Genomic DNA, 22,728 nt, shown 5'->3' with positions numbered 1-22,728 from the left:
AACTGCCTAGCTTAGCTCCAGGCCACCGCATTGTTCCCACCATAGGATGGCCCCCATGGGATGGCCCAGCATGGAATGCTTACAGGCGGGAGGGGTTTTCATCTTCTTATATCTTCTAAAAGTTGTTTGTTGCGAGTTGTTAAAATATATTCGAATACCTTCATGGTCGACAGAAACCCGATCCCCGTCCTATCGCGAGAAGCCGCCTTTTTCATCCGCAAAGCGTTGGCCTTGAGTAGGATGAAAAGAGCAGCGTTCGCGATATGGACTAAAAACCAGCCGTGTATGTCGGACGAAATGCTAACTTTTAAACACCAGTTACTTGTTGATAATTGTTTGAAATCTAACTTCCTACGGAGAGACGAGCAGTTTCAGCAGAACGTAACCTTATTAGTCAGCTGATCTTTCTAAAACAAAACCTACCTATTACATTACTTTAATCTCCGCTTCCTTGAACCGTACCATCAGCCGGGTAAGTAACTGACTTTTGAAGTTAGCTTCGACATAAATATTCGTCACCCAGGCCAGTATTTTCAGTTCGATGCTGTCGGCGGCGATGGCGTTGACCAGCACTTCGGGCGGTATGTTTTTAAGGGAATCATTTAATTTGCCGATTTCGGTTTCCACAATTTTAGTCACCTTGTCCAGATCGGCGTCGGCATTTACCTTGAACGTAAGTTCCGTTTTCAGGTACGAATTACTCAGCGTCCAGTTCACCAGACGACCCGACAATAAATCACCATTGGGAATGACGACGACCGATCCCTGCGGGGTTAGCATTTTGCTGGAACGAATACCAATGTCCTGTACTTTCCCCTTCTTATCGGCCAGTTCTACGTAATCCCCAATCTGGAAGGGTTTTTCAAAAATCAGGATGATACCGGATACGAAGTTGTTCACAATATTCTGCATCCCCAGACCAATTCCAACTGAAAGAGCCCCCAGTACCACCGTCAATCGATCCATGGGAATTCCTGAAGCCGTAATGGCCATCAATACTCCCAAAATCAGAATAACCAGTCGAATCAGTACCAGCTTGGAGCTTTTCCGTTCGGTCTTATTGTCAAACGTAACGCTCGATTCTCCGAACAGGACACCAATATGCTTCTGGAGCAGGTTGGCTACGTACACAATCACACCAAACAGCAGGATATTACCCAGCGTGAAGGTCACGCTACCAAACGTCCGGGTCTTGGTCAATATTTGCTGTAACAGAGCAAATACGCCGCCCGCAACACCCAGATTAATGAAGAATACCAGTACCCATAGAATGATGGCAACTACCGTCATGGCCCGGCGGAAGGCCGCTCGGGAACGCGGAATGCTTACCCGGGAGAAGATCCCTTCGGAGCAGGCACTTAGCTTAATCTGTAATTCAAGGGCATCGGAAAGAATCTGAATGAATACATCCAGTCCCACCATCTGGATCAGGCCAATGACGGCCGTCATACTATACACTTTCGCCAGACTTACCCGGCCAAAAATGTTCAGGAGAATCGCCAGTACATTCAAAACCAGGTAGAGAATAACTACCGGTTTAATCAACCGCTCCTTCACCGGCGTCTGCTTGAGCTTGCGGTAAATCAGCATCCCGAGATACAGGAACGTACCATTCAATGCCAACAGGCCCAGCCGCAGGTATAGTGAATCATTCAGCAGCGTATTGACGATAATCAGCGTCATATACAGTCCTACCAGCATCAGCCAGTGCTTGCGATCCTCTCCCTTGACAATGCTTCTCAAACTGATGGTCAAGCAGACCAGCAGGAAAAACTGGGTTAATTCAATGTACAGCGAGGGTGAATCTGGCTCAAACAGCGGTGGCAGGTTGAATAGTACAATGAACGTAGCCAGAATCGGTACCGGAGTGATGTGCTGAAATTTTAAGTCCCCCAGTTTTTGACGCAGTTCGAGCTTACGGGCCTTTTTAAAGTTTGAATACACCCAGATGAAGAAGGCCGCCGCCGTTAGCAAAAGCAATACGCGGTTATCCCAGGCCGAATTGAGGAAATAGCTCAGGATTTTTTTCTGGCCCTGATAAGACGAACTGACAATTCGCTCGACGTTGGTTCTGTCCACCCGATTGGGAGCTTCCCAGAGGTAGGGCGACTCCTTGGAATACACATTTTCGCCGGAGGTTCGGAGCTGCTCCTGTACCTGGTTTTGCAGGTCCGTTACGGTCAGACTCAGAGCGGATACGTTAGCCAGTAAGCGACTAATGGTGTCGAGTTTGGCCGTGGTCCGCTCGCCCGAGCGTTGTAAGCGAATTTTCAGTTCGGTCAGCTGAGCGGTATAGAGTTGTTTTTCGGCAACATCCGTTTCCGTTACGTTGAGGAGCGAGTCTTTACTAAGCCCGATGACCTGATTGGCCCGTTTTTGCAAATCGTTACTGGCCTTGGACAAACTATTTTGCCAGGCCGTAAGCTTCGTTTGGGCGTCTTTTAAAATCAGACTGTAACTCTGTAAATCTTTGGCGTGTAACGTCGAGCCCGAGGTAGTCAGATCCGCTTTGATCGGATTAATGGTAGTTTCCGCCTGTTCGATCCCCTCCTGAATGCGATTAACGCCGTATTCTTTTTTGTTGGCCGCGTTGATTTCCGTAATCGCCGCCTGGGCTTTCTGAATTTTGAAAAGCAGCGTATCCGGAATGGCATGAACTGAATCGGCCAGTATGGGTACCTGATCCTGAGCTAACACCGGAAGTGTACTCAACAACAGGAGTAAGCCTAGCCAATAACTTTTTTGTGGTTTCAGGAAAAAAAGATGCAATAACTTCATCATAAGCAATACGGTATAAATGAATGAATCTCAATGGGGTAGCTAATTGCTACCCGGAGAATAGCGTCACAGCAGCTTTTTAATACCTACTGTACGCCGGCGGGCGATATGTTTTCGCAAAATTATTGTTCCGGCAGAGGGGATTTACAGCTTTTCCCCAGTAATTATCGTTAGTTCCTACTTATAAAATTTGCTAAAATATTTACGTTTTAATATTTGTCTGAACCTTAAAATCGGCTCGTTATACGAGATAGACTCTAATAGCGTTTCCAGTCCTTCAAAAAAACATCCCGAAAGGCTATACCTTCGGGATGCTCCATTCAACGCTCTACCCCTTCTTTTACGTCAAGGCAGACGAGGTCAAGGCCCGGCTTACCTCTTTCTGATACAGGCGACCGATGGGTAATTCCAGCCCACCTACTTCCAGATGCGTGGGCGTATAGGCCTTGATCTTGTCGATAGCTACCAGGTACGAACGATGAATCCGCAGGAATTCCCGCTGGGGAAGGGTTTCCTCCAGGGCACTCATGGATTGTTTGACCACCAGCGGCTTTTCGTTTTGCGTAATTACCTTGACATAATCTTTCAGGCTTTCGATGTACAGAATATTCTTCAAAAACACTTTCACCATTTTTCGATCGGCCCGAAAGTACAAAAAGGCATCCTGACTGGTTACACTCTGCTCTTTCTCCACCGGTAGAGGCAGCGGTTTCTGATCCGGCCGTTCTACTTTGGCCACTGCCCGTAAGAAGCGGTCGAAGGCAATGGGTTTGAGTAAGTAATCCACCGCAGCGAGGTCGAAGGCATCCACCGCAAACTCGGGGTGAGCCGTTGTAAAAATTACCTGAGGCGGATGGGGCAGAGTTCGCAGCAAATCCGTACCCAGTAATTTCGGCATGTGTATGTCGAGAAAGAGTACATCCACGGGTTTTTCCTGCAAAATCCGAAACGCCTGGATAGCGTTGGAGCAGGATGCCACCACTTCAAAGCCATCCAGTCCTTCCAGATACGATTCCAGAATTTCCAGAGCGGGTGGTTCATCATCTACTAATAAACAGCGAGTCTTAGACATAAGGCGACTGAAGGTTAAACAGAAACGGTAGTTGCAGTTTCCATCCGGGTTACGCTCGGATGGAGTGCCAGATTAAGTATAATCAGAAAGGTATCTTCGGTTTCCACACACCGTAGTTCATGGGTGTTGGGATACAGCAAGTCCAGACGTTTGCGAACGTTTTGCAGGCCAATTCCGCCCATGCCCGTACGAATCTCCTCCGCATCACGGCTATTGATGAGTTTAAAAAACAACTGATCATCCTGCACGTACAGGTCCAGACTAATCCAGGCCTGATCGAGCTGGGTACTAGTACCATGTTTGAAACTATTTTCCAGAAAAGGAATGAGCAACAGCGGTGCAATGTTTTTCCCGGTATAGTCTCCACTGATTTGCAGGGAAACGTCCAGCCGATCACCGTATCGCAATTGCTCCAGCTCGATATAATGCTTTAAAAAGTGAATTTCCTTTTCCAGCGGTACTTCCTCGGCATTGCATTCATAGAGCATGTACCGAAGCAGGGACGAAAGTTTGAGAACGATTTCCGGCGAACGCGGGGAGTTTTTTAGCGTCAACGCGTAGAGATTGTTCAGCGTATTAAACAGAAAATGCGGGTGCAGCTGCGATTTGAGTAATTGTAGTTCGGCTCCGAGTTTCTCCCGTTGTACCTGCCCAAAGGCTTCCTGCTGCTTCACTAAGTTCTTCATAATGACGATGGCCGCTACGAATCCACCAATCGTCGTACCACCCCGTACACCCGCGAGTAATCCGAGTAGAATACTGTGGTTTCGAAACGGAAACTTAATGATGGCCCGGTAATGCCGCAGCACCAGTTCGCCCACGGCAAAGGCCCCCACCGCCTGAACAATGATGATTCCAATAAAACCCACCAGAAAAAATCCAAATTGTTTCGTATAGAAAAAGCGGGGAATCAGCCAGTAAGCTAGTAGATAGGCAAATACGGCGTGCGAAAAAATGGTAAAACAAATGGCTTCGATGAGGGTCAGCAGAAACACCTGCGTATCCGGCGTTTCCACGCCCCGCATATTCACGGGCAGATAAATCAGCGTAGAAAACAGAATCCAGCTCATCCAGAGCAGCAGGTGCCGCCGAATCCGGTCCCGGGGTTTGGTAGAAAAATGAAGTGATAGCCGAAGGTAGATTTCATGGTCAACTAAAGATTCCTACATGCGTTTTTCGTTGCACGGGTTTCTCTGAAATTTAGCGGAATGCCAGCGGAATTCCGCCCAGTGAACCGATTTTTCTACGAACGACGGGCTTCCGTCGCTGAATGACTTTTACCGACGATCAGTACACTCCGTAGACTCAAACGCTGCTCTCTGACCTACGAAAGCAGCTACCGGACTACTTCCTCGTTTAGACTATTTTCACGCTGTTATTTTTGAACCGTCCATCAACGACTAATCCATCAGCTATCAACCTTCATTTATAATCGTCATGAAAAAGCAACTAGCCACCCTATTCTTTTTAGCCCTGCTTGGCACAGCCGCTCAAGCTCAGAAAAAGGAATCGCAGCCTAAAACGGGCTTTTGGGTAGTAGAAGACAACCTTCGTACGAAACAAGGCTCCATCGTTCGCTTCTACGCGGAAAATGGAATCCTGATTTACGAGGAAAAACTCGAAGATCTTCGGCTGAATATCAGTCGAAAAAAAGTAGTCAAACGACTCGATGCGACCTTGAGCCAGGTTCTGAATCGCTCTCGTACCCTACCCTCGCTACCCGAATCTGAGAACTATGTAAAAGTGGCTTTCAAGAAGAATTAAGTGCATTACCTCATCATAAGCAAGCAAAAAGCTCGTTCGCTGAACGGGCTTTTTCTTTATCTGAAGCCGGTTTCACCACCGTAAAAAGCCCAGTTTCCGGCAGGAAAGCATTACGCCCCAGTTCGACTGAAAAATTTCCCCGGTATCGTACCCTACTTTGACGCTCGCTTCCAGTTTGCCCGGCAGCGGTATCTGGTGAAGTTCAAGCCCCAGCGAAACCTGCGGGTACGTATCTCCGGTATTCAGGGCATGGTAGCGGCTGATCGTCGTACGAAGTAAGGCGGTGACGCGATGAAAACAGATTCCGTACACCCCCAAATGCAGCGATTGTACGGCATTGTTGCTGACGGGCCGTTCCCGGTTAAACCAGGTATTTCTCTGCCGCACGGCTCCCGGCAAATCGCGTCCCTGAATAAAAAGCGGCGTACCGATTACAAACCGGCGATGCACCCAACCGTCCAGGTATTGCCCGTTGTAAAAATAATCGTCGTGGCCCTTGGCTCCTGTCCCACTACGGTTGAGCGAGGTAATGAATTCCAGGGTAAGCTGACGCAACTTGAAAGCCCCGCCCCTGGGTTTCGTTTTCCAGCGAACACCAAACAGACCATCCGGAAAATTCTTGAACGACAGGCCGGACAGATCTTCGTATAAATGCTGGGTGTAGAAGAGAAACTGCCCCCCCGAACCGTTAATCTCCGACCCGCATCCAGTGAACCCAGGTGATTGCCCACGCGATTGAGCGTATCAATACCGCTGAATTGTCCGTCGGCATTATCTTCCACCGCCGTAGGCCATACCACTTTCCCAAATGTTCTCCAGGAAAAGGGCATCCGGCCATCGTTCGCCAAAAACGTATCCTGAATATAGGGCGAGTACCCGCCCCATTGAACAAAATGATTGATGCCCCCGTACAAATGTATCCGGGCTTCGGGTTTACCCAGACGGACGAAGATGGATTTGGCGTGTAACAACACGTTTTTCATGGAATCAGTATTGGCAAACCAGCCGTGACTGATAAAGGCATTCAGGGCAACAAAATTCCGGGTAAATTTTAAGGGAGCGTACTCACGCGTACCCAGGCGAATCTGCGTTATGGGCAGAGCATTACCCGACCAGGTCACCGAACCCGATGTTAGTAAGGTATCGGTTAAGCCATTTATTTCCCGCCTCCGGCCCGCGTATAGTTCAGTATGCCCCAAACGGATGCCCGCATAGGCTTCGGGTACCAGGAGCTTCGTTTTTATACTAGCCTGTCCAACCGACTCAATGCTAATCGAATACACGGGTTTACGTGAGGCATGAACGTCTCCCCACAACCCACGCAGGCCCACTCGCAGCAATCCCGCCGGTGCGGTTAGGGGAACGGTACCAAACTGATTGGCATGAAACCAGAACGGCGTGCGGGCATTGGTAGTAGCCAGTCCGTCTACACCCACGTGATAGCGAATACCCTCTACCGAAGTCGTATCGGGATAGGGCAACAGAGGCGTTTGCCCATACGTCAGAGAGGCACTTAACAGGAGGACGATAGCGACGAATATACGGTGTAGCATAGGGGAAAGGCGGGGAATACTGAACAGGGTTAATCATTGAATAAGGCCTATGTATGAACGGAAAAATCAATACTTATTAAAAGCCTATAATCGTATAAATTTTCTCTGAAATTTACACGATTATAGAGAAATAGATCACCTTTTATAGAACATTTAATTTTGCTTTGATTAAACAAATTATCACTACTATATCTAGTTGATGAAAGTAATAAATACAAAAAAAACTCCTGTTGCCGCCACAACAGGAGTTCAAAAAATCATCAACTGAACCGCTATTCAATTGATGATTCAAAGGTAATATTCAAATTTTAAAAGTCAATAGTTAAACCTATTTTTTTGTAATATTTTTCATATTAAATCCTGTATATAAGCACATATCAGGTTATACAGAATAGTATATCCTGCACAACCTGATAAGCATAAATTAAATATAGCAAAGGCGGCTTAACGAATTACATACGTCAACAATTGCAGTGTATCCATGTCCTTAAGGAATACTGATCATTTAAATTTCTGCACTTACCGGGATTAATTCCTGCGTTGACACAACGTACGTTTTTTGCTTTCTAAAGGACAAACAAAACGATTCAAAATCCTTAAGAATAGCATCTTTACTTAAATACATTTCCGCATAGGCCCGGCCATTCTTTTGGTATACCGAACGATCGCAGGTCAACGCATACGTAATGCCTTCCACTAATGCTAAGGCAGATTCGGGTTCGATCAAAATACCCATTTCATGCTTTTCAACCATCGTATATAAGGTAGTATCCGGAACGGCGGTAATCACCGCACAACCCGCTGCTGATAAAATACTGGTAAGCTTGGAAGGTAAGACCAGATCAGAAGCAGCTTTTTTCTGTAATACCAGGTGCACGTCGGCCGTAGCCAAAAGAGCCGATAGTTTTTCGTAAGGCTGCAAGGGAAAAAAACGAACATTTGCAAGGTTTAAAGCGTCAACCTGTTCAATTAATTTGGATTTACCACCCCCCGATCCCACGACAATAAACTGAATCTCTTTTTGTTTTTGGAAAGCCTGAGCGGCACTTACAATCAGGTCAAGTCCCTGCTTTTCACCCAGATTTCCCGCGTAAAGAATCACTTTATCTTCTTCTGCTAAGCCAAACTCCTTTCGCAAAGACTCGGAGGAATCCAGCGGAGCAATTTCAACGGCATCTACCCAATTAGGTATAAGCGAAGTTTTGTCGGACCGAATGCCCTTCTTCTGGATTTTGGTGAGCATTCCGGGGCTAATGGTCGTTACCCGGTCTGCCTTCTGAAGTACGTAACGCTCCGCTTTAAAGAGCATATCCAGGAAACGCTCGTTCTTAATCATGCCCAGATCTTTTGCGGCATCGACCTGCAAATCGTGTACATGATTCACAAAAGGTACGCCCCTTACTTTCGCATACAGAAACGGAATGAAGCCTAAGTGAAACGGAGGTGCAATGCAGAAAACGAGGTCAAATTTTTTAGAAGAAAAAAAGATAGGTATCCAGTAAAACAGACTACTGATCAGAAAAGAAAATTCATGAATGATTCGCTTCACTGACGTTACTTTTTGAGGCACATACATGGGGCAACGGTGGACGGCAGCTCCCTCAACCGTTTCCGTAAACCACAGTTTGCCTTTGTGTGAAGGATGAACACTCCATTGCGGATAATACGGATGCGAAGTAATAACTTCCACTTCGTGTGCCTGTTGAGCCATCCAGGCTCCAAGCTCTCCCGTATACTTCCCAATCCCCGTTAATTCGGGCGAGTAATTAATGCCAAATAGTAGTATTTTCATTGGTTAACTGTTTAGGGGGGTTAAGTCCTAGTACCTTCACTCATTACCAATTTTGTGATCTAAAATTTCAGTCAGACAACCAGGACCGACTATCGTTTGAGACATGCCATTCCAGTCGCTTTTAACTCTGCGTAACAAGCGATGTTGAGCAGATTAAAATACGTTGGTAACTGGAATCAATCCATTTACATTTCCATCAGCGACGGAAATTAAATTATTCACGAGATGCATGGGACAACCGCATTTGCAGTACCTAAAACAGATAATGAAATAGCAAGAGCAGGAAAGTAGTAGCATGACTACTGGCTTCCCGGTAACGTGTGCATTGATTTTTAAGATGGATTTAAATAATGCCCACCAATAGCTTAAGCAGCTATCCAGTTTAAATACTTTACATCAGAAATATTGGCGTTTATTTGCTGATTTTTGGACAATTATTTAAATAAAAAGGTACGCGTACTGGCATTACTTAGGGGATAGTCAAACGCAGTGCAACAGATCAGAGCAAAAGATACACTACGGACGTAAGATTGCTCTTAAAAATAGCAAATAGATAACAGCGGGTATCTTCTTACGATGGACCTTAACCGGCGGGATTAAGAAGGATTTAAAAGAAACATTGTGTACAACAAACAGACACTTATTTTCTCCTAGCAAATATAAAAATGTTTGACTCAAATCAATACAGTTTATCTAAATATTTTAAAAACATTTCTAACAATAGTTTTAAAAACCAAAAAACATTTTTTTACTCAATACGCACAGGAATAAAATTAACGGATTAACTCATTTTACCTTTTGTTAATCCATTCAATGGTTCGTTGCGTACCCGTGAGTCTTGATACCGGCAAGGTTGGAGCCAGGGTGCGAATCAGACTCAAATCCAGGATATTGTCCGTAGTCATATTCTTCAGGCGAAAGGTAGTCATGGGAAACTTTACCTTCAGTTTCTGTAAACCATCTCCAACCTTTGCCGCAACCCGGAAGAGTGGAAAGGGGAGCGTCGGTATCCTGATTCGGACGCAACCGGCTATTTCATTCGCCCAGATAGAAATATCGTACGGATCGTAATCCCCGAGATAAACTACTTTCGTATGCACGCTCACGGGTGAAGCCGACAGAATTGACATGATCTGATAAATCGTGTTATCAATGTAACCGTAGGTTTTCTTACAGGCTCGCTGTCCGAGGTGGAAGAATTTTCTTCCCAGTATGATTTTAAAAAACAGGTCATAGGGTTCCCCGAAATACGGTCCCCAGATGGAAGTCGGTCGAATGATGGTCCAGGTATACGCTGGATTTTTTTCCTTGATAATCTTTTCCGTCAGGACCTTACTCTCGCCATATACCGTATGTGGAGCATAGTCATCGCCATGCTGTGGCTGGTATCCCGGCTGACAGACGTACATGGATGACGCAAAAATGACCCTTCGTAACTCGGGTAGCGTATCTAAAACCGTGAGTAAATTTTCTACGCCATCCGTATTAGCTGAATAGTCTTTCAAGCGATTACTGCGTAAATCCGTACGAGCCGCCAGATGAATAACCAGCGTGGGCGAAAATTCCGTAATGGTTTGGTGCAGACTTTCGTAATCCCGAATATCCACGGGCAGCCAGCAGGCCCGGTGACTTTCCTTCTTCGGAGGGGCTACATCCAGATTCAATACGGGCAGATTCTGATTCAGTAAGGCATCTATCAAATTGGTTCCGATGAATCCGGAACCTCCGGTGACTAAGATCTTTGCCATGGGCAAATACGTTAGAGTAAAACAGCGTGAGAATGAAGGCGATCTTTGATGATTCGGGCGGGCGACCCTACGCAAACCTTTCCTTCAGGGATACTTTTGAATACGGAACTTCTTGCTCCAACAACGGTGCCTTTTCCAATCGTTACACCCGGAGCAACGTACACATCGTTGGTCAGCCAGCACTGGTCTTCAATGCGAACGGATTCCGCGAAAATGTCGAACGTCAGGTTCTGGTAGTCGTGCCCCCCCGTGTTGAGATATACTTTATGAGCAATGGCAACGTGCCTGCCAATGCTGATTTTTCCGAGATTGTACAGGGTGCAATCGTCTCCTACCCAGCTGTAATCGCCGATTTCGAGGTTCCAGGGATAGGTAATCTTAACGGTTGATCGCACCAGAACTTTTGATCCGATTTTAGCTCCAAACAACCTGAGCAGAAAGCGACGCCAGCCGTATAGCACCTGAGGGGACCAGGCGAAAAGGGTTCCCTGTATGATCCACCACAACTGTATTGTTAGTTTGGAACGGCCACGAAAGCTTTCCGGTACCGTAAATCGGTTTAAGTGTTGATACTCCATGATGCCAGGGATTGGGAATAAGAAAGACTAATGCAGCAGAGCCATCATTTTTTGAGTGGTCTGTTGAACGCTGAACTCACGGTGATAGGTCGTTCTGGAGCCCTCATTCATTTGCTGCTTTTGCGAACCGCTTAGTTGGGCCCACTGGCTCAGCATTTCCTGTACGCCGGCCTGCGTATCCAGACAAATCATTCCACCGCCACCGCTGACGATTTCCCGCCAAATGTTCACCTGATCACTGATTAACACGGGTTTACCACAGGCCATGGCCTCAATGACGGCAATGCCGAAATTTTCCTGATGGCTGGGCAATACGAAGGCTTCGCACCCGTAGAACGCCCCCCATTTCGCCTGACCGCTCAGCATTCCGGTGAAAATGATGTCCGGATCATGGTTCGCCAGATCCTGAACCCGTTGTCCGAAAGGCGTTTCCAGACCGGGCCCTGCAATTACGAGTTTCGGGAACCTGGGTTCGCGGCTTTTGACCTGAGTATAGGCTTTGATCAGTACATCAACGCCCTTCTTTTCGTGTACCCGACTGATGAACAGGAGATACGGCTGGTTGCGTAATTGCGGACATTTCTTCAGAAACGTTTCCTTCATCAGGGAATTGAACAATGGCGGCTGTTTTACGCCTAATCCCGACACCTGCTCCTTTACCGGAGCGTAGGGCTGAAACGTGGTTTGGGCCAGTAGCTTTTCCGTTTCGCAGGTAAACAACAGTCCGTCGGCCTGGTTGATTAACCGATTCTCGATGAGTTTCCAGAAAACCCAGTTGCGTAAGGCCTTGATCTTGCGACCCTTGGCCCGTTGAAAGTACGGATCCAACATGCCGTGGGGCATGACAAAAAGCTTCACCCCTTTATTTTTCAGCGAATGCCAGGCTGCATAAGCGGCGTAAGTGTGGTACTGCCACAAACCATGTACGATGGCTACATCGTAATAATCCAGGTGAGCCTTTAACCAGGGTAACAAACGGGCACTGTACTTCCAGGGCGATTGTCCCGGCCCCAGAGCCAGAAAGTTTTCATTGCTCAGAAAAGGCGATTCCGGAGCATCCAGTGAAATGACGGTACTCTGAATATTTTCCTGCGACAATCCTTCCATAATCGTCCGGACGGCCTGACTTACGCCACCCGTGGCGGGGTCCATCGTTGCCGTAATGTGGAGTATTTTCATGCGGTTTGAAGATCCGTTTGCGGAAGGGTAGTCTGCGTACGGGCCAGAATTCCCTCGTAGATGTGTTCTATTTCGATAATGGCCTGACGGGCATTGAAGCGATGTACCTGGGCAAGCCCCAGCTCCCGACGGGCGGTTTTGGCCGTTGCCGATGCATTCAGTACTGATTCCAGCGTTTGCCCTGCTTCTGCGGCCCAGGCTTGCTGAGCTATCGTCTCGGCGGGCATGCGGGGAATGAGTACGGCGGCGTCACCTGCTACCTCGGTCATCGGAGCTTCGTTGGTGGTAAAAACCGGGCAACCGCAAGCCATCGCTTCAGCAATGGGCCAGCCAAAACCCTCAGCCAGGGACGGAAACAGGAAAGCACTGGCTCCGGCGTAAGCGTAACTGACGAAACGATCCGTAAGCTGCGAAACAAAGTGAATGTCCTGCTGATAATCATTCGCCTGCCACATAACCTGTAATTCGGCCGAAGGAGCGTCGCCAATCAGTAGCAACGGCAGGACTTGATGACTCTGCTTTCGCCAGGCTTCGTACATTTTCAGTACCCCTTTCCGGTTTTTGTACCATTGATTACCTCCTACGTGCAGCAGGTAGCCGTTGGCAAGATTTATCTGTATTTTTTCCTGTAGCTCCTCCCGCGAAAGCTCTACGTCCCGTACCTGATAGACCGGATTCAAGCCGTTATAGACGACTTCCGAAGTCTGGGGGCGAAAACCCAGAAAGCGGTGTAAATCCAGGCGTGTTTTTTCCGAAATGGATAGAAAGTGCGTGCCTTTCCGGTAACCCTGACGAATCAGGGCCTGGTACCTCCGGCCCGTGAAACCCGTCGGATTTTCGGGAATTTCACCCACCGCACTACGTTGAGCCGTAAAGTCGTGGCAATGGATCAGGTGGGGCTGTCTGGCAACCAGGGGAACCCAGGGGCCAAGAGCATTGTCGGTAAAGATATACAGGCTATTGGGTGGCTGTTGTCTGATCCGACGCTTGACCTGCCGGGGAAAAAGGATATACTGATCGATGTAGCCCAGCCATTTTTTCAATGTCCGGGGAACGGGCAACCTATACCAGTAAGGCTGGGGGGCCCATACGGTTACTTCGTGGCCGCGAGCTTTCATACTCTCACTGAGCCATTTGGCGTAGCGAGGCATGCTTTGGGAGTCCAGAAAGGGGGGGTGCGTAAAGAAAACCAGGTTCATACTCAAGCGTTCACCGTTTTTTTGGCTGGAACTTGCAGGCCAGCCGATTTAGCTGGTGCTTTTCGAAAGGCGGCCAGGGTAAGCCCTCCCGATAAAATACTGAATCCTAAAGCGGTAGGCTGGGCCCACTGTCCCTGGATGACGTTTAGGAATGCAAAACTGAGTAACATCCAGGGTAAGAAATTTTCGGTATCGATAGCCCGGAAGGCTAACCAGGTGAGTTTACCCGCTACGTACAACCGGAGAAATACACAACTCAAACCCAGCAGAATACCCATTTCGCCGATGAGTCGGCCCCATTCGCCTTCGGCAATCAGAAAATTAACCTTTCCGGTCATGAGCATGGCTCCGGCGTTGGTACCCATCCCGACACCAAAACCCCAGAAAGGCAGGCCTTCCGAATCGGCAATGGCCCCCGCCATTCCTCCCAAAAAGCGATCGATCAGCGTACCCTTTACCCCACCTTCCATGTCGCTGGCAAATTCAATACGTTCCGTAAAGGCCTCGGTGGCCGTCTGGAAAAACGAGGTCGTACTCAGGCCGACCAGTATCAGAAAGCAGCCGCCCAAAGCCAGGGCCATTTTTCCCGCAAAACGGGGTTTCCGGGCTACAATCGCCATCGCAAAAACCGCTGAAAGCAGTATAGAAAATAGCAGCGATCGACTGATCGACAGCGGAATAGCAGCCAGCAAACAAGCGGAAGCTACCAGCAGCAGTACCCGGTTGACGCGGGAGGGACTTTCCAGCCAGAAGAAAAAGACATAGGCCGCAACCAGACTAAAAAATTGGTTAGACCCGTGGTAAAGGAAAACGTCCCCGGTGGGCGAAAAAAACCCATGGCTCCGCTAAAACCACCGCCCTCCATGTCGCCCCCTACCCCTCGGTTTACCAAGGCCGACTGAGGGCTGTAAAACTGCATAGCCATGAGTACGGTCATGGGCGGCGTAATCCAGAGCAACACGCGTCCGATTTTTATCACATCTTCCCGGGTCAGCACACGGCCCATGATAAACAGGATCGGAAAATGAATCAGCAGAATCCGACTGCCGTATAAGGCCACCGTTAAATTGGAATGGCCAAATAAAATGGTCGTAATCAACGCCACCAGACTAATGGCCAGGGCGACAATCGTATATACATTGCTTTTAAACAGATCCGCCTGATAGGCCGAGTAGATGAGCCAGATACTCACCGGATCCCGAATGATCAGCAGAGGCGTTGCTAAACCGGGCAACACCCATTTCCGAAGGGCTCCTTCAAAAATCAGTAACAGCAAATACAGGTAGATACCCCATTTGAGGCGTCTTAGAGCCTGACTTTTCATGCCCAGGGTGTACGCCTTCCGGGAAGGGCGTATCCATGCAGTAGCGGTTGGCAATGCAGTACGCATGACTTAGCTGTTGAGGGTCTGAATAGCGGTAGCTAATTCCTGTCCGTATCGCTGCCAGGGACGCAGACGGGCCGCGTCACGGGCGGCTTTTCCCACCTGCTGAATCCGTTCCGGATGAAGCAGGAGCTGATCAATCGCTTCGATCAGGGCCTGAGTAACCCCTGCCTGAATCAGCCAGCCGTTCTCGCCCGATTGAATCAGATCCGGTCCGGCGGTGCGATCCGTCGTGATGACCGGAGTCCCCTGCGACATGGCCTCCGTAATCACCAGTCCAAAGCCTTCAAACAGGGAGGGAAAGATGAGCACATCCTGCGTTTTCATCAGGGCCAGAATATCGGGGTGTGATAGGGTGGGAATCCAGCGGTGTCGCGTGAGAGCCTGGTTTAGAGCTTCACAATCCGGTACGGCTTTCTTGCCTACCACGGTCAGTTCTACCCGATTGCCAAAGGTTTCAACCGCTTCAAAGAGATTGGCCACGCCTTTGCGTTGAGAGAGTCCTCCTACGAAGAGCAGCTTCAACGGACGATTGACCGGCGAACGATACGAACGTTCTTTCACGATGGGGGGAAATCCGTAAGGAATGACCTGTACTGGTGCCAGTTTTCCGGGGAAATCCTGCAAGGTTTTAGCCGTAAATGAACTCGCTACGAAAACCTGGTCCGCCAGGCGAAGCTCTTCATCTTTCTGGGCCAGCTTTTCATCGGAGTCAATAAAACCCGTCAGCGTAGCCGCCCACTCCGGACGCGTCAGTAACTCCGTCCCCAGCAGTCGGCGAGCCGCCCGCCAGTAGCCAATCGGCAAATCATACAGGCAACTAATTTTACGCTTACGGGCTTCACGGAAGGAATTAGCCGCCCCATCTTCGTAGGCGTAGACGCCCTGAATATCCGATCCAGCTGTCGCTTTGAGGCGTGAAGCAATGTGTTTGTCCAGATTCTGATAAACGCCATCCACTGAAAATACACCTTTCTCGTGTCGTACCAAATGGTTCAGACCCAGCTTGCCCGACACCAGACGACCTACCTCCCGCCAGGGCCAGAGGTGCGTATACGGTTGCAAAGCGGTTTCATAGCCCCGACGGCGAATGTCGGCCAGCGGTTTCATGTCGCTCAGGCGATCCAGGAATGTATTCGGAAAAACAGCCAGAGCCGTATGGAATTCGTGGAGCATTTCGGCGTCCAGTAAGCCTTTGGCCGCGGCTCGCACAAACTCGTTACCTGTGGGGTGATTCAGTAAAATTTTCATCGAAAATGGGGAATCCGGGGCTTAGTTGTACTGATTGACCGCTTTCAAAAGCTCTTTTCGACCGCGTAGGTTTTCTTTGAATTTTTCGCTGCGGGTTTTACTACGGGTAAGGATGTTCAGCAATAGAATTTCCAGATTGATCCGGGTTTTGAGCAAGTCTTTATTTAAAAGCGGAGCGTGGATGATTCCATGCCTACGCAGCAGTTTCCAGCGACTTTCGTGGTACATCTGCACCCGCTTGGAATTGACTTTATACGAATTTCCGCCCTTATGCACCATGATGATTTCATGCGTGAAGTACAGTTTCCAGGCAGATTTGTAAATGCGTAAGTTCAGGTCAATATCCGACTCCAGTACAGGAAAGTCACGATCGTTGAAATAACTCATTTCTTCCAGACAGGCCTTTCGGAAACTGACGGCACAGGAAAACGGCATTTTCGCTTTATTTTTCCAAAAACGTAAAAAGCTTAATTTGGATTGAAGAAGCTGTCCGGCAATGAGGCCAATGGCTGATGGCTCATAATGATAATTCCCGGTGCTGTTACCCAGATCATCCACGGTTCCAAAACCGATGCAGCCAATGCTTCGGTCCTGGCGATACATGGACAGAAGTGTTTCCACAAAAGGGCCCGTGGGATACGCATCCGAGTCGAGGAGCACGATGATTTCCGAAGAAGCCCAGCGAAGCCCCTGGTTCACCGTACCCGCGTAGCCCAGATTATTAATGTTCCGCATCAGTCGCACCGTTGATGCATCAATCGCAAAGGGACAGGGCTCGGGCGAACAATCATCCACCAGAATGATCTCTTTAATGAAAGTGCTATCAAACCATAGCAGAGCATCTATATTTCGTTTGACCAGATTCCACTGGCCGTACACCGGGATGACAATGGATACTTTTTCCATACGTATTGCTTGAGTGAGCGTAAGATTTTAACCGCTTTCAATGGGATTGAGGACAAACCAAACTAAGTACGTTAAGAAGCTCTGGCGGCGGCTTTAATTAATTCGAGGTATTTGTTGATGACCAGAGGGCTTTGGTGTTCTTCCAGATGCTGTACAGCATTTCGACGTAATTGCTGTTGTAGTTCTGTGTTAGTCCAGAGCTGCCGGATTGAAGCAACCAGCGAATGCACATCGCCCCGTTTAAAGATCACCCCAGCAGTACCCACGGCCTCGGGCAAGCCCCCACCGTCGGCCACAATGGGAATACAGCCGCAAGCCATTCCTTCCAGTACCACCATACCAAACGGCTCTTCCCACACCGAAGGCACCAGTAAAAAGCGGTGTTCATTGAGCTGGCTTACCAGTCTTTCGCCCTGTAAGGAACCAATGAAGTGGACCTGAGCGGCCACTTTTAAATCACAGGCCAGTGTTTGTAAGGCATGCCGTTCGGGACCATCGCCGATGATCGTTAGCGTACTCGAAACCATCTCGGAGGATTGGGTACGCAGCAGATGAAACGCCTGAATGGCCAGATCGACACCTTTATCAGAAACCAGACGCCCCAGAAACACAAAATCTTTAGTTTTTGCACGGCCCGGTAATTGCCGAAAAAGCTTTTCGTTGTAGGCATTCTCTACTACGGCAGCTTCGGGGAAACAACCTTTCCGAACGGCATCACTACAGGCGATGACCTGCCGGGCTTTCCGCAGCCAGAATTGTTTCATCCGGCTTTGTAGCGTTTCCTGTGGCGTTTGATGCAGCCAGGTATGCAAGGCAATCACGGAAGGCCGGTTGGTCAGTAAGTTAGGCCAGGCTAATCGCAGACAGGGATTGTTTTCGAAAACCACATCTGCCCAGAAATACTCTTTAATCAATTCCTTTACTCCGGGGTTACGCGTGATGATAAACGGGTACTCCTTGGTACTTTCGCCGACCGTCCAGGTTAGTAACCGAATGTCATATCCCTGCTCGACAAATGCCGTTGCCAGCATTTCGGATACGGTTTCGATGCCGCCAATATCCGGGTCGAATCGGTGCGAAAGAATGAGAATCTTTTTCATTGATGCAGGTCTGTACGTAGCTTCCAGGGTAACGGTTTATACCAATTGAGAAGTCGTTGATTTGCGGGTCGCAAATTCAATCTCTATGCCGTAGATGCGTGAGGCAATATCTGAAAAGGAACTATTGAAAGAACCATAGATTTTCCGGGTATTCGCCAGACAGTATAGATCAACCAACGCATCTTTGATTCCTTGGGAAGAATTACGGGAAAAATCTTTTTCATACGTTATGATTCGCTTTCCGTACTTCTGTTTTAATTGAAGCTCCGTCGTATGATCATCCGTTGACAAGTAAAAAGTCGTTTCAGAGGAACGAGCTATTTCCTGATCGATTAATGTAAAAAAAGATTCTAATGGACTATTGGCAATGGCGTCTCTATGATCGGATCTACGAATGTGTAATCCAATCGTATTTCCGGAATACCGACTTACCCGTTCATCGATTCGTTGTTGCAGTTCTTCTATCGGTCGAAACAATTGATAGACGTCGTCCTTTTCACCAAACTCGCCGCAGGTTTTTATGTAAATATTTTTGTAGCGGGCTACATTTTCAAAAATCGCAGCTTCACTCTCTTTGTGAACTTCGTTTCCCAGCGGATTGAACTTGATACAATAATCTATACCCAGCAAAGAATTAATTACAGCAGCAGAAACCTTCTTTAAGGTATTGCTTTGCTGAGTAGCTTTAATCCATGCGTAAAAACCAGGTTTGTTAATTACGTTAAGGCCCGGCAAAGGCATGAACAAATCTTCGTACGGACAGTTTAATTCTGCTACCTGCTGCCAGGCGATGGTTACCTCTTTATTGAGTTTTGAATTTAATCGAATACACGAAGCAATCACTCGCATTCGATTAGCTAATCCAAAACTAGGCTCAACGATAATCATCCGTGTTCGCTTTAATTTTTGAAATTGATTGTTAATTAATAAAACCGGCTAATAGCAGTAATCTTTTGAAGCCTCGGGGTGATAAAATTCGTAAACCATACCAGGGACTGAATAGTATCGAAGCGGCTTCTTTTTTTGACGAAGTATAGATAGCCTGAGTGATCGCGATGGGGGCCCGTTCTGTTAATCGCTGCCTTTTGATTTTTGTTGCCCGCTCCGTATGATTCGGAGCATTTTTAAGAATCAAATACGTCTGATAGGCCGCATCATCGGTACGTGAGCCAGACATCGAATTGGCCGCTACCCGATATTTACTTGTGTAGGTGTCGATGTAATACATGTTATACCCTTCTACACCTAAACGGTACCCAAATTCATATTCACACCCATTACCGATGTCGGTCCGCCATTTGGTCTTTTTTATAATAGCGGACTTAATCATGTACCCATTATTAGGAATTTGCTGACTTAATCCTGCTTCATAAGCGGTTAATACACTCCCTTTATAAAGCGTACTTCGGAAATAAGAGTGATTGAAATTCTCAGAATTATCAAACTCAATATGGCCTGATTCATTGATTACGTACTGCTTTCCATAAGCAATGTCAATAGCGGGATTTTCAGAAAAAGCCTGCGTCATGATTTCCAGGGCTCCCGGAAGGAGTAAATCATCGTCGTGCAACAATACCGTTTTGTCTCCCTCTACGGCATCAAACAGCATGTTCACGTTACGAGCCTGCTTTAGAGCAGGCTGATTATGAATATAATGTATCGGGATATTCGACGTTAGCTGTAGCTGTTCGATGGATTGTTTTGTTACATCATCCGGCGAATCATCTCCGATGATAATTTCGAAGGGTGGGTACGTTTGACAGAGGCACGACTGAATGGCTTCGACCACCAAATCAGGTCGTTTATACGTAGTAATTATAATGGAAACCTTAAACATAGCCTTATGGATTAACGAGTCATACCGCCTGGATTAACCAATGATTTTCGGGGCCATGGAGTTTGACCTCACCAGGAATCTGTTCGCTTTCGCAAAAACTTTAGAAGTCATATAATTGAAGTAAGACACGGGACTACTTCGAATCTTGTGGTAGTTTATCAATTCTGTTTCTACCTTTTTTTCAAATAATAATCCACAGCGACGCCTGGATAAAACAGGACCCTGATTGAAAATATTTGATAAAAATCGAATCAAAGACTGATCTTCCAGGTAATCAGGAATGCGATTATTTATGAACAATGGCTCATTCAGCATGGTTAAATAATCCTTTTCATTTTTTCCAACTGATCGATATACCTGATTACTTCGCTAAAATTTTCAAAATCGTGGCAATTAATAAAAGACTTAGGGTTCAGTTCCTTACTAATACATTTGTTACCCCAATAAATCGGTACAGTTCCAGCCAGTTTAGCATCAAGTATCTTCTCAGTAGTATAGCCATTACTGGATACATTCTCAAAAGCGATGCTATACTTGAATTGTGCCATATAGGCAAGCTTATCATCTACCAGATAGCCCACATTGTTTTTGTATCTCCCCGCGGATTCGACGGGCTTGTACGTCTGTAACGCATCGAAAAAATTCCCCCGTTCGGAAGAAGCCGAAGCGTTGGAATAAATAAAATTGCAAAATTTTCGATTGACCAAATCTTTCGATTGTACTAAAGGCAGGTTTAATACTTCGTTAAATTTGGGCCATATTTTATAGATGGGTAAACGGTGATATCGATCTTCAAAACTCATCCAGTCAAAACCAAAGGCGTAATCGCATATATTAAAATTAGGCCTTACATTCTCTCCGGTATAAAATATCTTAACACAGTCGTATTTTAAATAATCATCTCCAAACATGGAATAAAACACAAAATCAGGCTGTTCCGAATCTTCAATTTCGTAAGCTGATTCAATTAATGCTTTGAAGTACAAAAAATCGTGTGATTTTTTGCTATAAAAATCCGTAAATTTTAATTTAATTTTCTTCTTCATATCCTTATGATTTACTATACTTTACCGAACTAGATTTTATGAATTCTGTACAGGCAATAAGCTAGCAGGCTAGCTGTTTGAACAGAAAGCACGACCGTGTTAAATTGCAATACTCCGGTTAGTGTAGAAACATCAAAAATCCACATTGACAGGACCGTAGTACTTACACTAATCAGAATATAACCAATCGGGTTAATAATCCATCCACGGCTTACATTAAGAGAAAAAAAGCATCCTAATACGAAAGAAAGGCAGCTATTAAAAACGCTGAGTATCATTTCTTCTTCAAGACCCTGATACTGTTCTCCCAAAATCCATAACAACTCCGTCGAGAAAAACCATATCATCAGCATCATCCCCAGTACGAGAACATTCGTCCCAATCAGTGTTGAAATAGCATAGGTGAATAGCTGGGGTTTTTGAGCGGGTAATCGGGCAAACCGTGGGGTAAACAGCGTAGAAAATAATGTGGAAAATAAACTGATCACCATGCCTATTCGCCCGATAGCCCCCAAACTGGCTAAAGCCATGGTTGTACCAAAAATAGAGGTTAACCAGATCGTCAACTGACCGGATAAACAGAAGTAGATATTTTCGGGCAGGACCCTTTTAATGGTTTTAAACATCTGCTGACGCACAATCGGATCCGGCTTCTGATTTTCATCCGCCATGGCGTAAGCAATTTTTCGCAATTTCTGATTTCCGTATACCCGGGGAAGTCCATTGGCAAGCATGGCTACGTAGGTCCAGGGGCAGAGTATCAAAGCCCCCACAGCTAGCACTAACCGATTGATACTGACCAAGGTCTGATTTCTTTGCAGGGGAACAATCTGTTGGGTCAGTTTAGGTACTACTTCCAGAATCGTATCCGATAATCCCGCCATAAACGCGGGTATCAACGCCATCAAAATAAGCCCGGTATTCAGGGGCGATGCTCCATGTTGCAGCAGTAGCATCGCTAACAAAGGAGCTACTACCAGAAAACTAACTACGGCTAGTTTTTTTCGAAGCTCCAGCCCTGTAGCGAGTACGACACCCAGCTTCTGGCGATCCTGCCAAACTTTCCCTCCCTGAGCCATGACTGAATTGCCGATTCCACAATCCGCAAGAATCATCATCGTCCCAAGCATGGTATTGGCCAGTGTATAGAAGGCATATTCCTGCGGCGTTAGTATGCGGATAATAAACAACCCGCATACCAGACCCATGCCCTGAATGACCGCCTGACTTAACCCCGTAATAGAAATTAACTTAATCCATTCCTGGACTTTACTGTGCGGAAGGTTTGCTCTTAACTTTTCGACGGTTACGTTCACTAGAATGCTTTTTACGTTTCCTGGAATGGATCAAGTTGAGGGAATTATCCGATCATGTGTTCAAACTGCATCTTGCCTGAGATCCGGAAGACTTCCACATCTTTCTCGACCATCTCCCTGACCAGCATTGCCAGATCATACTTCGGCTCCCAGCCCAGCTTCGTCTTCGACTTGGTCGGATCGCCAATCAAAAGTTCTACCTCCGTCGGACGGAAATACGCCGGA

General features: G+C 47.1%; 20 protein-coding genes and 1 pseudogene. 1 reads left to right on the top strand and 20 read right to left on the bottom strand.

Annotated elements, in window-relative coordinates; genetic code table 11:
• Window positions 1–426: 426 nt before the first annotated feature.
• The 3 genes from BWI93_RS08555 to BWI93_RS08545 all read right to left on the bottom strand — a co-directional run bounded on the left by BWI93_RS08555 (window position 427) and on the right by BWI93_RS08545 (window position 4,920).
• On the bottom strand, window positions 427–2,781 hold the full coding sequence (locus BWI93_RS08555) for a mechanosensitive ion channel domain-containing protein (protein WP_233207959.1): 2,355 nt from the start codon (window positions 2,779–2,781) through the stop codon (window positions 427–429).
• A 337-nt stretch (window positions 2,782–3,118) separates the two neighbouring features.
• A complete protein-coding gene (locus BWI93_RS08550) occupies window positions 3,119–3,850 on the bottom strand; it encodes a LytTR family DNA-binding domain-containing protein (RefSeq protein ID WP_094810215.1) in 732 nt (243 codons plus the stop codon).
• Between the two features lie 14 nt (window positions 3,851–3,864).
• Entirely contained in the window at window positions 3,865–4,920 is a 1,056-nt protein-coding gene (locus tag BWI93_RS08545) for a sensor histidine kinase (protein WP_094810213.1), read from the bottom strand.
• A 367-nt stretch (window positions 4,921–5,287) separates the two neighbouring features.
• Between BWI93_RS08545 and BWI93_RS08540 the strand changes: the two genes are divergently transcribed.
• Window positions 5,288–5,614, top strand: coding sequence for a hypothetical protein (locus tag BWI93_RS08540; protein ID WP_094810211.1), 327 nt, complete (start codon window positions 5,288–5,290; stop codon window positions 5,612–5,614).
• Between the two features lie 72 nt (window positions 5,615–5,686).
• Here the strand turns inward: BWI93_RS08540 and BWI93_RS27720 are convergent, their stop codons facing one another.
• The 17 genes and pseudogenes from BWI93_RS27720 to BWI93_RS08455 all read right to left on the bottom strand — a co-directional run.
• A complete protein-coding gene (locus tag BWI93_RS27720) occupies window positions 5,687–6,244 on the bottom strand; it encodes a capsule assembly Wzi family protein (protein WP_255157774.1) in 558 nt (185 codons plus the stop codon).
• Window positions 6,245–6,312: 68 nt separating this feature from the next.
• Window positions 6,313–7,167 (bottom strand): annotated as a pseudogene (locus BWI93_RS08530) (capsule assembly Wzi family protein); the annotation flags it as partial.
• Between the two features lie 505 nt (window positions 7,168–7,672).
• On the bottom strand, window positions 7,673–8,959 hold the full coding sequence (locus BWI93_RS08525) for a WcaI family glycosyltransferase (protein ID WP_094810205.1): 1,287 nt from the start codon (window positions 8,957–8,959) through the stop codon (window positions 7,673–7,675).
• A gap of 791 nt (window positions 8,960–9,750) precedes the next feature.
• Window positions 9,751–10,707, bottom strand: a complete 957-nt coding sequence (locus BWI93_RS08520) for an NAD(P)-dependent oxidoreductase (RefSeq protein WP_094810203.1) — start codon at window positions 10,705–10,707, stop codon at window positions 9,751–9,753.
• Between the two features lie 11 nt (window positions 10,708–10,718).
• Window positions 10,719–11,285: a WcaF family extracellular polysaccharide biosynthesis acetyltransferase gene (locus tag BWI93_RS08515; protein WP_176454172.1), complete on the bottom strand. Its 567-nt coding sequence runs from the start codon at window positions 11,283–11,285 to the stop codon at window positions 10,719–10,721.
• Window positions 11,286–11,312: 27 nt separating this feature from the next.
• Window positions 11,313–12,464 carry a glycosyltransferase gene (locus BWI93_RS08510; protein WP_094810199.1) on the bottom strand — a complete coding sequence of 384 codons (1,152 nt, stop codon included), beginning with the start codon at window positions 12,462–12,464 and terminating at the stop codon, window positions 11,313–11,315.
• On the bottom strand, window positions 12,461–13,663 hold the full coding sequence (locus BWI93_RS08505) for a glycosyltransferase family 1 protein (RefSeq protein WP_094810197.1): 1,203 nt from the start codon (window positions 13,661–13,663) through the stop codon (window positions 12,461–12,463). The genes BWI93_RS08510 and BWI93_RS08505 overlap by 4 nt, the downstream gene beginning before the upstream one ends.
• A gap of 2 nt (window positions 13,664–13,665) precedes the next feature.
• The gene (locus BWI93_RS28155) at window positions 13,666–14,355 is read right to left on the bottom strand and encodes a hypothetical protein (RefSeq protein WP_217902249.1); all 690 of its coding nucleotides are present in this window, start codon (window positions 14,353–14,355) and stop codon (window positions 13,666–13,668) included.
• An 11-nt stretch (window positions 14,356–14,366) separates the two neighbouring features.
• The gene (locus BWI93_RS28150) at window positions 14,367–15,053 is read right to left on the bottom strand and encodes a hypothetical protein (protein WP_217902248.1); all 687 of its coding nucleotides are present in this window, start codon (window positions 15,051–15,053) and stop codon (window positions 14,367–14,369) included.
• A gap of 3 nt (window positions 15,054–15,056) precedes the next feature.
• Entirely contained in the window at window positions 15,057–16,298 is a 1,242-nt protein-coding gene (locus BWI93_RS08495) for a glycosyltransferase family 4 protein (protein ID WP_094810195.1), read from the bottom strand.
• Window positions 16,299–16,319: 21 nt separating this feature from the next.
• Complete coding sequence (locus BWI93_RS08490) at window positions 16,320–17,204, bottom strand: glycosyltransferase family 2 protein (RefSeq protein ID WP_094810193.1); 885 nt, start codon at window positions 17,202–17,204, stop codon at window positions 16,320–16,322.
• A gap of 71 nt (window positions 17,205–17,275) precedes the next feature.
• Entirely contained in the window at window positions 17,276–18,304 is a 1,029-nt protein-coding gene (locus tag BWI93_RS08485) for a glycosyltransferase family 4 protein (protein ID WP_094810191.1), read from the bottom strand.
• 36 nt (window positions 18,305–18,340) lie between these two features.
• The gene (locus BWI93_RS08480) at window positions 18,341–19,153 is read right to left on the bottom strand and encodes a hypothetical protein (RefSeq protein WP_176454171.1); all 813 of its coding nucleotides are present in this window, start codon (window positions 19,151–19,153) and stop codon (window positions 18,341–18,343) included.
• A gap of 70 nt (window positions 19,154–19,223) precedes the next feature.
• The gene (locus BWI93_RS08475; protein ID WP_094810187.1) at window positions 19,224–20,141 is read right to left on the bottom strand and encodes a glycosyltransferase family 2 protein; all 918 of its coding nucleotides are present in this window, start codon (window positions 20,139–20,141) and stop codon (window positions 19,224–19,226) included.
• Window positions 20,142–20,458: 317 nt separating this feature from the next.
• Window positions 20,459–21,187 carry a glycosyltransferase family 10 domain-containing protein gene (locus BWI93_RS08465; RefSeq protein ID WP_094810183.1) on the bottom strand — a complete coding sequence of 243 codons (729 nt, stop codon included), beginning with the start codon at window positions 21,185–21,187 and terminating at the stop codon, window positions 20,459–20,461.
• A 29-nt stretch (window positions 21,188–21,216) separates the two neighbouring features.
• Window positions 21,217–22,503, bottom strand: coding sequence for a lipopolysaccharide biosynthesis protein (locus BWI93_RS08460; RefSeq protein WP_094810181.1), 1,287 nt, complete (start codon window positions 22,501–22,503; stop codon window positions 21,217–21,219).
• 44 nt (window positions 22,504–22,547) lie between these two features.
• Window positions 22,548–22,728, bottom strand: a 181-nt coding sequence (locus BWI93_RS08455) for a GDP-mannose 4,6-dehydratase (RefSeq protein WP_176454170.1), incomplete at its 5' end; no start/stop codon positions are given.

Origin of the sequence: Siphonobacter sp. BAB-5385 (genome assembly GCF_002261125.1) — a bacterium.
GTDB lineage: Bacteria > Bacteroidota > Bacteroidia > Cytophagales > Spirosomataceae > Siphonobacter.
Note: the sequence above shows the minus strand (reverse complement) of the source record. Positions and strands in the feature narration are given on the sequence as shown.